The sequence below is a fragment of the Halalkalibacter alkalisediminis genome (assembly GCF_028610705.1).
Lineage (GTDB): Bacteria > Bacillota > Bacilli > Bacillales > Bacillaceae_D > Halalkalibacter > Halalkalibacter alkalisediminis.
Genome location: NZ_JAQQWT010000021.1, coordinates 40,400 through 51,856, shown reverse-complemented (window position 1 = coordinate 51,856; position 11,457 = coordinate 40,400). Strand labels below are relative to the sequence as shown.

16 protein-coding genes are annotated in these 11,457 nt (G+C 35.5%); 3 read left to right on the top strand and 13 right to left on the bottom strand.

The window, feature by feature from the left end:
• Positions 1-518: 518 nt before the first annotated feature.
• From PQ474_RS19785 to PQ474_RS19760, 7 genes are all read right to left on the bottom strand, one after another.
• Positions 519-734: a DUF3231 family protein gene (locus PQ474_RS19785; protein WP_273847098.1), complete on the bottom strand. Its 216-nt coding sequence runs from the start codon at positions 732-734 to the stop codon at positions 519-521.
• 49 nt (positions 735-783) lie between these two features.
• A complete protein-coding gene (locus PQ474_RS19780) occupies positions 784-906 on the bottom strand; it encodes a hypothetical protein (RefSeq protein ID WP_273847093.1) in 123 nt (40 codons plus the stop codon).
• A 266-nt stretch (positions 907-1,172) separates the two neighbouring features.
• On the bottom strand, positions 1,173-1,478 hold the full coding sequence (locus tag PQ474_RS19775; RefSeq protein WP_273847092.1) for a HesB/YadR/YfhF family protein: 306 nt from the start codon (positions 1,476-1,478) through the stop codon (positions 1,173-1,175).
• A gap of 347 nt (positions 1,479-1,825) precedes the next feature.
• A complete protein-coding gene (locus PQ474_RS19770; RefSeq protein ID WP_273847090.1) occupies positions 1,826-2,740 on the bottom strand; it encodes a chemotaxis protein in 915 nt (304 codons plus the stop codon).
• A 168-nt stretch (positions 2,741-2,908) separates the two neighbouring features.
• Positions 2,909-3,655: a SurA N-terminal domain-containing protein gene (locus PQ474_RS19765; protein ID WP_273847088.1), complete on the bottom strand. Its 747-nt coding sequence runs from the start codon at positions 3,653-3,655 to the stop codon at positions 2,909-2,911.
• A gap of 247 nt (positions 3,656-3,902) precedes the next feature.
• Positions 3,903-4,187, bottom strand: a complete 285-nt coding sequence (locus tag PQ474_RS26770; protein WP_446685389.1) for an iron-sulfur cluster assembly accessory protein — start codon at positions 4,185-4,187, stop codon at positions 3,903-3,905.
• 53 nt (positions 4,188-4,240) lie between these two features.
• On the bottom strand, positions 4,241-5,179 hold the full coding sequence (locus PQ474_RS19760) for a dipeptidase (RefSeq protein WP_273847086.1): 939 nt from the start codon (positions 5,177-5,179) through the stop codon (positions 4,241-4,243).
• A gap of 99 nt (positions 5,180-5,278) precedes the next feature.
• Here PQ474_RS19760 and PQ474_RS19755 point away from each other — a divergent pair, with 99 nt between their 5' ends.
• Entirely contained in the window at positions 5,279-5,713 is a 435-nt protein-coding gene (locus PQ474_RS19755; protein WP_273847084.1) for an Hsp20/alpha crystallin family protein, read from the top strand.
• A 14-nt stretch (positions 5,714-5,727) separates the two neighbouring features.
• Positions 5,728-6,066: a YppG family protein gene (locus PQ474_RS19750; protein WP_273847082.1), complete on the top strand. Its 339-nt coding sequence runs from the start codon at positions 5,728-5,730 to the stop codon at positions 6,064-6,066.
• A gap of 2 nt (positions 6,067-6,068) precedes the next feature.
• Here PQ474_RS19750 and PQ474_RS19745 read toward each other — a convergent pair whose 3' ends face one another.
• The 5 genes from PQ474_RS19745 to metA form a co-directional block, all read right to left on the bottom strand.
• The gene (locus tag PQ474_RS19745) at positions 6,069-6,272 is read right to left on the bottom strand and encodes a hypothetical protein (RefSeq protein WP_273847080.1); all 204 of its coding nucleotides are present in this window, start codon (positions 6,270-6,272) and stop codon (positions 6,069-6,071) included.
• Between the two features lie 147 nt (positions 6,273-6,419).
• Positions 6,420-7,586 carry an MFS transporter gene (locus PQ474_RS19740; protein WP_273847077.1) on the bottom strand — a complete coding sequence of 389 codons (1,167 nt, stop codon included), beginning with the start codon at positions 7,584-7,586 and terminating at the stop codon, positions 6,420-6,422.
• Between the two features lie 16 nt (positions 7,587-7,602).
• Complete coding sequence (locus PQ474_RS19735) at positions 7,603-7,731, bottom strand: hypothetical protein (RefSeq protein ID WP_273847075.1); 129 nt, start codon at positions 7,729-7,731, stop codon at positions 7,603-7,605.
• A complete protein-coding gene (locus tag PQ474_RS19730; protein WP_273847073.1) occupies positions 7,728-8,945 on the bottom strand; it encodes an EAL domain-containing protein in 1,218 nt (405 codons plus the stop codon). The genes PQ474_RS19735 and PQ474_RS19730 overlap by 4 nt, the downstream gene beginning before the upstream one ends.
• Positions 8,946-9,273: 328 nt before the next feature.
• Complete coding sequence (gene metA / locus PQ474_RS19725) at positions 9,274-10,197, bottom strand: homoserine O-acetyltransferase MetA (protein ID WP_273847070.1); 924 nt, start codon at positions 10,195-10,197, stop codon at positions 9,274-9,276.
• A gap of 185 nt (positions 10,198-10,382) precedes the next feature.
• On the opposite strand from metA, the gene PQ474_RS19720 reads away from it, so the two are divergent.
• The gene (locus tag PQ474_RS19720) at positions 10,383-11,042 is read left to right on the top strand and encodes a reverse transcriptase-like protein (protein WP_273847069.1); all 660 of its coding nucleotides are present in this window, start codon (positions 10,383-10,385) and stop codon (positions 11,040-11,042) included.
• Between the two features lie 307 nt (positions 11,043-11,349).
• On the opposite strand, the gene PQ474_RS19715 is transcribed toward PQ474_RS19720, so the two are convergent.
• Positions 11,350-11,448: a MerR family transcriptional regulator gene (locus PQ474_RS19715; protein ID WP_273847096.1), complete on the bottom strand. Its 99-nt coding sequence runs from the start codon at positions 11,446-11,448 to the stop codon at positions 11,350-11,352.
• Positions 11,449-11,457 lie beyond the last annotated feature (9 nt).

The window sequence follows — 11,457 nt, the reverse complement described above, 5'->3', positions numbered from 1 at the left end:
GTATTTACTTTTTTGGCTCTAAACAGGAAGAACTTTAAAACTGAAAATTCAGTTAGTTTTTATGCAACACTAGTGATATTTTGCAAATACTAAACAAAGTGTTACCATACACTAAAACTTCAATGTGGAGGGATTTACTTTGAATATTCTTTATCGCTAATTCCCAACCTTCTTTTTTATCGCTATTAAAGCGGCTTCACTCGTTTACAATCCGGTAATCAAATTAAGAAGTTTGTCGAGCCTGCCTTCGATGGCTTAAGTATGATTATTCTTAGTAATACCTAAATCTCATTGATGTAATCAAAAAGGCAAGCATGACCAATATGCTTTTGGTTACAAATTAATGCTTGTTAGCTAGTTTTTACGATCGTCAAAAGTAGGTGGCTGTTCTAACCAACCAGTATGGTCTACGTGCCCCAAATCAACCAGTTAAAAAGCTTTGTTTCTCAACAAAATCCACTTCCTTTGGCGCGTTAATATTGGGGGCCTACTAACAATCCCTTTATGGACCATTGACTCTAATATTCTTCTGTACAATCAATTTGATCAGTACGTATCGAAGTGCTAACAGCACCAGCATATCCAGTCAAACCATGAATCGTCATAATGTGCATATAAATAAGCATATAAGTATCTGAAAATAATGGCAGAGCATCCAGATTAACATCATTCTCTGAAAATCCCTTTGGAACAGGAAAATTTTCTTGCGTCAAAAAAAAATTGATTTTTTCAATATGAGATTGCGATAACTGTAAGGAAAACTCAAGAATTGAACGAGTGTCTTTATCTTGGCAGTTTTAACAAATGTCTTAGGACACAAATAGCCATACTATCGTTAAGATATTGAGACCAAAGATTTGCAATTTCAGCTGAGGTTAAACGAACATGATGGCTAACTTCTCTCATACAATACTCCTCCAATTATCTAAGCAGTTTCAATTAGTTTATATTTAAGCTCTAATATTATTCAGTTTACAAATTGAACTTTCTCTAGTTAAAAGTCTGTTTATACAATCAGTTCAGAAATTCGATAGTTGTTATGTACTTATCTCCTCAAGAAAATTTGTTTCAACATAAATATGAAAAGGACGAAATCTATGCGATTTCATCCTCTATTTGTAACAATTAAATTTTGTTATTTCCACCTTTAATCAAAACAATAATAGTCTGTTTTAATTTTGTTCATCATAAATAAATTCAATTTCTTCATTCTTACGGCTATACTTTACCTTAAGGTCGTACCCTTTGAAATACCAAATATCTTCTTCCGCAATAAAAAAGACAAGCCCCTCTACTTCCTCTTTTGCTCCAACTGAGACAGGAACTTCTTCCTCGTGACTGATGCCTAAAGAAAAACCACTTTGAATGGAACCACACCCGCCGTATCTTGCAAAGAATCGAACATATTCCCCTTCACCTTTTAAGTTTAATTCATCCTTGAACCACTGAATCGCTGGCTTTGTTACTTGTATATTCAACGCAATTCACTCCTTTTTTTGACCTTACCATCATATCAATTTTTTAAAAGGTTTGTCTATGAAAGGTAATTCTACATTTCCGCAATCCACCAAAAAAGTTTCTCCTTGTCAACATTTTTATATTTATGCATATTATGTAGAAAAGCTAAAGGAGAGAGTCCAATGAGTATCACTAAAAAAACAATCTATTATGCACAACTTTTTGAAAAGATAGGGATATTGTCCGAGCAACAAAAGGAAGACCTATTAAAAGCAATAAATGAAAAACAAAAATAAAAAAAGTCTGACCTTAAGACATTAACGAGATCATCCCTGTCGATCTTCAGTCTTTTAGGTCAGGCTTTTGCTTAATTTACAAATTGATCAATCGTTTCAACAAGCTTAACAATTTCCGGTTTACTTATTTGAGCATCTGCTCCTACTCTTTCACCTTTATGAAATAAATCATTTGTTATAAGCGAAGAGAAGATAAGAACAGGAATATGTGATAAAACTTGATTCTCTTTTATTTTCACAGTTAAGTGATGTCCATCCATTTGTGGCATTTCTATATCTGTAATGATGACATCAATACGTCTATTTACCTCATCTATTCCCTCTTCAGCGAGAAATTCAAGGTATTCCCAAGCACTCTTTCCATTTTCAAAAAACTGTAAGCTTTCGTAGCCCGCTTCCGCTAACGTATCATGTAGGAGTTTCCGTAGGATAGCAGAGTCTTCTGCGATTAAAATGCGTTTAGTCGAACGTTGTCTCAGTCCTAATGCTTTAACCTGATCTATAGATAACCCTGATTCTGGATTAATATCAACAACAATCTTTTCGAAATCTAATAGCAAAGCCATCAACTCATCCATTTTGACGATTCCAATCATTGCACTTAAACTACCTTGCGAGAGTTCACTTGGCTTTTCAATTTGTTCCCAGGAAATACGATGAATTCGAGAAACACCATGAACATGGAAAGCTACCTTTGTTTGATTCAGTTCAGAGATAATAAACTTATCTTGCACTGGGTTTTTCGATTCAGGTAATTTTAATACTTTTGCTAAATTCACAACTGGAATCACTTCTTGTCGTAAGTGAATGATCCCCTCCACATGCTCATGGCCGTTTGGCGTTGCTGTAATAAGCATTGGGTTTATGATTTCTCTTACTTTTAATACATTAATTCCAAATGTACTGCTCCCAACTGAAAACATAACGATTTCAAGTTCATTTGTTCCACTCTCTAATAAAATGTTGCTATGTTTTATATCGATCATGTTTCTTCCTCCAATAATCGGCATACTCATAATTAACCAATACCAATCACCTATATTCTATAGTCGAATTCTTAAATCAGCAAGAGAATTTTAAAAATCAAAAAAAGATGGCCTATAGCCCCTAATCCCCGTTTAGGAATAAGTTGCTTATAAGCCATCTACTTCAGATTAGATATGAATCGTAACCTCACCATCTTCACGTAACTCTTCTAACAATTGAGCCGTTTGTGCTTGTTCTTGCTCTTTCAGTAAACTAGATTCTAACTCTTCTCTGTAATCCTCAAACTCAGGAACTTCAGACTCATCTTCAACCATTGTTAACAATTCATCATAAGCTGCTTGAAGTTCTTCTTCAGTAATATCTGTTACATTAATATTTTGTTGAATGTATTTATCACGTTTTACATATTCCACAACGTCATCGCGAAGTTCATCCATTGTTACACCTTGTTGCTCTATTAGCTCTTGAAGCTCTTCTTCAGACTCTAATTGAAATTCAGTAAGAATTGAAGCAATTTCTTGTTCAATCTCTTCCTCAGTTACTTCAAGATTTGCTTCATTCGCTGCTTGTACAATTAACTTTTCATTAACAAGCTGCTGTAGCGTGCTTTCCTCAATCATTTCTAAGTAACTTCTGCCTTCTTCGCTATTTAAATCAATGCCCTGCATCATCATTTGAGTAGCTTGTTGCTGTAAATAAGAAACATAAACTTCCTTTTCAATATCTTCACCATTTACGGTAGCAATAACATCAGGAATATTTTCAGTATCAATGATAGAATTCAAATCCTGCTCTGCAGGTGCTGATTCTTCTGGTGCAGCTACTGCTTCTTCCTGCTCCGTTTCATCTCCACCGCAAGCAGCTAGTCCAAATGCTAATGCTAAAATTCCAAAACTCATTGTTATTTTTTTCAATCTAATCAATCCCCTTCCTTTTCTCTAAAAACCTTTCGCTATTGTAACATATATAAACATTTATTTCATAAAGATAAGCCTTCTCTCAATTGCAAGAACCTGAAACTAAGCGAAATGTGAAAGAGTGTTTGAAGTCTTACCTTGATCTAGCAGCACTTTTATCACATGGTAGACGACTATATCAAAAATCTTGTAAAAAGAATAAGAGTGACTAATTAGATAGTCACTCTCTCCTTCTTTGTTCTTATTAGCAACAATCTTGACCTCCACCAAGCATAACAAGACCTGGTTGACCTTCTGTTTCTTGGTAATCCAAAGTTAAATCTGTCACATGTGGGACAACATCTTTCTCTATCGCAACATTAATACCATTAATAACTTCTTGTTGATCCGATTCTGCTGGCTCATCCAGAGCTAGCCCTAATTTTGGACCACCTCAACCCATACCAGTAAAAACGACACGTACTGTATTTAATCCGTGTTCGTTCATCGTCTCTTGAAGAAATGTTTTAGCGCGATCTGTAATATTCATATCATTCACCTCGCTTTTCTACTTAACCATTATACCGAAATTAAAAATTAATTTCATGTAAGACGTTGAATTAGTTGTTGAAAATTCAAACTCAAGAATCGTTGAACCTGCGAGGCTGAGTAATGCTTTAATAACTCGTTCACAAGATTTTGATATTCTCCGCTATCATTTAAACCCACTACTTTTTCAGTAATGCCATCAAAATCAGATCCAAACCCAATGTATTGTTCTGCCCCAAGTGAACACATGTAATCAAGATGATTTAGAACATCTTGTATGGTAGAAAGACCTTCATTAGACGTGACAAAAGTAGGGCAAAAGACAAGACCGATATACCCTTTTTTCTCTACGAGCGCTTGGATTTGGTCGTCATATAAATTTCTCGGATGTTCACAAAGGCGTCTTGCATTTGAATGAGAGGCAATCGGAAACTCCGCCAATTCTATCACATCCCAAAAACCATTAATACTTAAATGTGATACATCTGTTAAGACCTGATTTTGATTATTCATTCGTACAAGATCTTTTCCTAATAACGTGAGACCGGCTCCTCTAGGCTCACCGACACCATCTGCTGCCAGATTTGCTTGATTCCATGTTAAGCCAACAGAAATAACACCTAGCTGATAAAGAATGGAGAGTTTGGACAAATCATCACCAATAGCATCAACACCCTCGAGAGATAAGACTGCCCCAATCTCATTCTCTTTAAGGTCTTTTAAATCAGACCACTTACGGATATGCCTGAACGCAGAGCTTGAATTGAGAACCCTTTTATAGAATAAATCAATTTGCTCTAATACAACTTGAAACTTTTGATCTTGCTTCACATAAGGTTCAACAAAAATAGCAAAGACCTGAACCCTTACATCACCAGCAATTAACCGATTTACATTTGCATCGATTTCCTCTGATGCTACAAAATCGCGGTTAGGATCATCCCAAAGCTTAAGTAATGCATCACAATGAGTGTCAATTATTCCTAATCTCACAACTCTTTCCTCCTCTAAACTAAGCTTTAGACCTTGCACATATATAAGCAATCATTCATACATATATACTAATTAATGATGTAAAAGAGGTGACACCAAATGTCTGATCAACAGCCTTGGTTAAATAAATTACCAAAAGGATATCAAGACATTTTAAAATCCATAGACAATTTCTTTCAGCAAACGTATGACAATATCCAAGACAATTCTTTGTTTCTACCACCTATCCCAGTCCATGTGTTTGAAGATGAGAAAACATTTGTTATTGAAGCAGAATTACCTGGGGTAGATAAAAAACAAATAGCATTAGATATTTATCGACAAGCCATCCGCATTCAGGTATCACAAGATGAACAATCTGAGATTATAGATGAAACAACAGGTATTACCGAACGCAGAGGCCATACTCAGGTTAGACAGCGTGTCATTCCAGTCCCTTTTGTCATAAGAGAACAAGATGTAAAAGCAAGTTATAAGAATGGGTTACTTCGCATCTTAGTTCCAAGTAATCGTAAGCAAATCCCAATTGAGTAAGGAGGTAGATTAGAATGTTTCAACCTAATCCACACAGACCTATGAATCTTCATTATCCTTATCATCAAGGACCTTTTTACAAGCAACAGTACCCGCAACACCCTATGCAAATGAATGGCTATATGCCTAAGCAACAGAATACACCATTTTCTCCACCAAATATGGGAATGAATCAATCACAACCACCTGGATATACTCCTAGCAAAGCTTCTTTCTTTAAAGCTGCTTTTACAAATGAAAGTGGTAACTTTGACATGGGAAAAACCGTCAATACGGTTGACCAAGTGATGAAAACAGTAAACCAAGTTTCTCCTCTTGTAAAACAGGTAAGTAGTTTCTTTATTAAAAAATAACGCTAGACCGTTTTCATCTGAAGGGCGTATGCAAGTGTTTGATTGGCATTTATCAGTTTAAGACCTTGTGATGGGACAAAATCAATTTTTACAAATACACCTATTTCCTCTTCTGCTTTACGATCATAAACAAACAATAAATCATGTAATCTCACTTGCGAATCCATTTTCCTCGGCTCATCCAGAGCGAGGTCGTACTCAACCATCGTGCTTCATTCAAATGTGTCTATCGCTCTAATACGAACCGCTTTTTGTAGAACATCTAAACTTTTAAGATAGTTAACTCCACGGTCTGTTATAATAATTTCCATGTTGCACTTCCTTTCTACTAGCTAATATAAGAGAATAAGAGGCTAATTTTGATTAGCCTCTTTTTCATGGCTTTTTCTCATTTTCTGAAAAAAGAACAGGCTGATCGTACCAAATAGTGCACTTCCTCCAAGAATAAAATAAAGCGTTGAGATTGAAGTTAATTCTATAATATTTCCACCTAAAAGGGAACCAATGATACCTGCAACTCCAAAAATAACGGTTATAAATAGGACATGACCAGTAGCTTGTAGATGTTCAGGAATTAATTTATTTATGTACTGAAAAGCAGCTAAATAAAAGATTCCAAAAGTAAGACCATGCAATATCTGAAGAGGCAAAATAAACCAAGGATCTAAAATAAATCCCATTAAAACCCAGCGAACGGTATAGAAACATCCAGCCAATACGATAAGCGAAAGGGATGACCAGCGTTTCAAGAAAAAGGCCCCCATTGCAAATATACCTGCTTCTGCAGTAACTCCAATAAACCATGCCCATCCAATCATTGCTTCAGGCCCACCCAGCTCTACCACATAAAGACCTAAATAAATGTCATTAGCTCGGTGTGGAACAGAAATAAATAAAATAAATAAGAAAAATAACAATAATGAAGGGTTAATTCCGAGTTTCAGGGCATCTATTACGGTAACAGGTTTGTTTACTCCAGGAACATCTTTAATCGTTAAGGCCACGATAAAAGCTATAAGAGACATGAATAACATAGGAAACATTATGTACTCAATCCCAACCGCGGTTAATACATAGCCTACGACGAGTGAAGTAACTGCAAATCCTAGTGATCCCCATAATCGTATTCGACCAAAACTTATGCTCTTTTGAATAGCTGTTTTTTGAGAAAGCGAATCCCCTAGTGCAGTTGTAGGAGAGATGAAAAAAAACAAACTAAACATGATTAGTAAATAAGCAAAGTAAGAGTGAACAAATATAAAAGCCGTCACTGTTAAGACAACACCTATCAAAGCAACGAGGATCATCTTCTTAATACTTTGATATTTATCACTCAAATATCCCCACATTGGTTGACCTAAAATCGTGGCAAACGGACCAATTGCCATTAACATTCCGACTTGCGAACCATTCAGCCCTTGCTCTTTAAAGAAAACGGGTATATACCCATTAATAATGGTTATCGTCGAATGGGCAAAAAATAGATAGGCCATTAAACGATAAACAGATTTATTTTTCATAGATGTCTCCCTTGTTTTAAATTCTTTTTCTACCTTTAATTGAGTATTCCACACGTCTCGCTTTTGCTAGTTCTAATACCCACTTTAAATCAAAAGGTCTGATCTCTTTTGGATTGTCTCCAACTAGGATCAGACCGGTAATCAAAGTAAACCTTCTTGTTCAAATAAATATTCATATGGAATATCAAGAAATAAGAATAAATGCTCACTAATAGGATAAGAGTACGTTCGAATTCGTTCATCACGCTCAATATCGGTATAGAGATCTGATAAAAAGCCTCGTTTTTCAATAGTCATCCGAACAATATTTTCTAGAAAATAGGGACGCCAACTCCAGTTTTTAAAGCGTCCTTCTTTCATTAATTCCCACTCATTTTCAGTGTTTTTTTCCAAGTTAGATGACTGTTGAAATCCCTCTGCATCGCAAACATAAATACGAAAAGCAAAACGATCCAAATCCTGAGCGACTTTCTTAATTACCTCATCATAAGGATCTTCAGGACTTATTTGCTTCATGGTCTGTTTTAGTTGGAGGTTCAAATTGTTCGTTAACGTAAATTGAGCCTCCATTTTTTTTCGTTCGTATACAATGAAATGATGAAAGACCTTTTGCATTTTTTCTTTACAGCAGTCCGCATCTACAAACGTTGGACTAGGCTTTTCAAGATAGAAACCTTGATAATAACGACCACCATTTCTCCATGAATAATTCAGTTGATTAAATGTAGCAACTCCTTCAAAAAGCAGTGTTGCCCCAATTTTCCTGGAAAGCATTGATAACGATTGATGTACTTCAGAGTATAAATGAGGCAATTCCTCATCTTCCATAAATGTCACATCGACCTTCACGATGTTCGGCTTTAGCTTAGCAATTAAGTCTAAATTGCTACCATTATGGCCAACGTCATCAATCGCTAATCTAAGCCCGAGACTCTGAATGTAATAAAAAAGATGCCTGTGCTCATCTACATATTCAATTAAATCTTCTTCTTTTAATTCCAATACAATCTGATGTAGTTTTAATCCCTTTTTTTGATATGGTTCAATTAGCTTTAAAAAGGTTTCTCCATTATCCTTGATTAAAAGCGATGCATCATAATTAAAGAATAGATAAGTAGATTGATCCGTTTCTATATATGCATCAAGCGCTAACTTCTGAATATGCTCATCTAATTCCAATCGATATTCGTCAGGAATGCTTTTATCTTGAAAAAACCAACCTAAGCTTTTCACACCTTCAGCCGTTTTCATCCTTGCGAGAACCTCATAACCAACCACCAGTTGCTTATCAGCGCTAAAAATAGGTTGAAAATATGGGATAACTTGATCTTTATTCATCATGACGTCTAAAGGATCCATTGCTCCACCTCCTACTGACATAGACATGAACGTCTCAGCTGTCTAACAGTAGCAAAACCGTTCATTATAGCCATCTCATTATATCATAGCTTACTAAAAATGAAGAGATGCGTCAGTCTATTATTTAATCATTCTTTAATGTAATCTGTCCATCTAGTAGACTCATCACATAAAAAAAGTCCCACCACAGTGAAAAATGATTGTCGAATGGAATGAAGAGCAAAACAGCGTAGCTTCAGAGCTAGAACAGATCTCATAACAAGAATAAAACGTTTGGTCTATTTGACCAAACGTTTTATTCTTTCTACCCAAATGAACTCGAAGAACTCTAACGTTGCGAATGGTTACCAAGATCATAAGGTGTTTCTTGGTATACATAATAATTTAACCAATTTGAAAATAAAAGATTGGAATGTGCTCTCCACCTTAATCGCGGTGGCAGCTTGTCATTGTTTTTCGGGAAGTAATTATGTGGCAAGTTAACATCCAACCCTTTTTCTAGATCTCTTTCATATTCATCTTGCAATGTACATACATCATACTCTGAATGACCTGTTACAAAAATCTGCTTACCGTTTCTTGAAGCGACAATATAGACACCTGCTTCATCAGACATACTAAGAATTTCAAGGTCATTCACTTGCTCAATGTCTTCTTTTCGGACATCTGTATGGCGGGAATGAGGCGCTAAAAAGTCATCATCAAAACCTCTAAGTAATTTCACATTTTGTTTTTCGATGGTGTGATTAAAAACACCAAAAATCTTTCCACCAACAAAATGCTTGTTAATTCCGTAATGATGATACAAACCAGCTTGAGCACCCCAACAAATGTGCAAAGTAGAGGTTACGTTTTGGACGCTCCAATCCATAATCTCTTTCAACTCTTCCCAGTAAGTAACTGCTTCAAACTCAAGCATCTCAATCGGAGCTCCTGTAATGATCATTCCATCAAACTTTCTCGTTTTCACCTCATCAAAAGTCTTATAAAAACTATGTAAATGCTCATGTGATGTATTCTTTGAAACATGCGTACTCGGATACAAAAATGATACTTCTACTTGTAAGGGACTATTCCCTAATAAGCGTAATAGTTGAGTTTCGGTCGTTTCTTTTATCGGCATCAGATTTAAAATGACGATTTTCAATGGTCGAATGTCTTGGGAATAAGCTCTGCTTTCGTCCATTACAAATATATTCTCAGCATTCAAAATTTCTTTTGCGGGTAAGTGATCTGGGATTTTAATGGGCATATAACATTAACTCCTTTGTAAGTTTCAAACATTGTATGTAAAGGCCATGATGTCACCATACTAACATATGATATGATTAATATGATCAAACACACCTTGTAAAATAACATAACATTTCGATAATTTAACTTATCATGAATTAAACAATTCTGCAATTATTTTATCCTAAAAAAGGATGGGTGAATATGAAAATAAGGTTAGAATGGCAATATCATGTTCCGAAAACGAAACAGTCTTTTTTTATGAAATCTGAATGGATGTCAGTCGCTCAAGCACTTATGCTTAGTGATGATCTGGAAAAAACCGGACGACTAAAAAATATTGAGTTTTATGATGACCAAGACACTACGTGGACGAAGAAAGAACTAACGAAGTTCTTAAAACAATTTGAAACAGAACCTCATGATGTTAAAGCTTATATTGATGGAGGCTACAATAAAGAGACCAAAAATGCAGGAATCGGCCTGGCTATATACTATAAGCAAAACCATAAAAATTGGCGCCTCAGGTTCAATGATACACTCGATCTACTTGAGGATAATAATGAAGCTGAGTATGCAGCTCTCTACCTTCTACTTAGACAATTAGAAGAATTAGATGTTCATCACCAAACAATCAGTGTGTATTCTGACTCTATGCTTGTCGTTAACCAAGCCTCTGGTGAATGGCCGTGTTATGAAGAACATTACTTACAATGGTTTAATCGAATTGATCAACTAACTCATAAATTAGGATTAACACTTCAATATGAGTTAATTGACCGTAGTCTTAATAAAGAAGCTGATCAACTCGCAACTCAGGCTCTAGAAGGAACAAAGATTGAAGCGATTATCGAAAAACAATAAAGGAAACAAGCGCTCAACATAACCTTGAGTGCTCTTTTTCTACTTTTCGGTTGATTCACTTTGATCCGCCAAAATACCCATTGCCTCTGTTATTCATGTAGCTAAACCCTCTCTACATCTATCGATATTTTGAGTGCTAAAATCAAACCCGAAAACTTTTCTTTATTTGACATAAATAATTATCCCTTTTGAATCGTTTGATCCACCATTCTAATCATTCGGTTCAGACGATCGCGTTTCACCATTAACACGTTCCGGTGCACCTCTAAAGAATTTGCTGATAAAGTTGGACTATAGTTGATGTCTTTTATTTTTTTAGAGAAAAACCTAGTTCCTTAAAAAACAAAATTTGTTGTAACGCTTCTAAATCATTAGAATAGTACACCCGATAATCTGAGTGAGACACTTTCTCAGG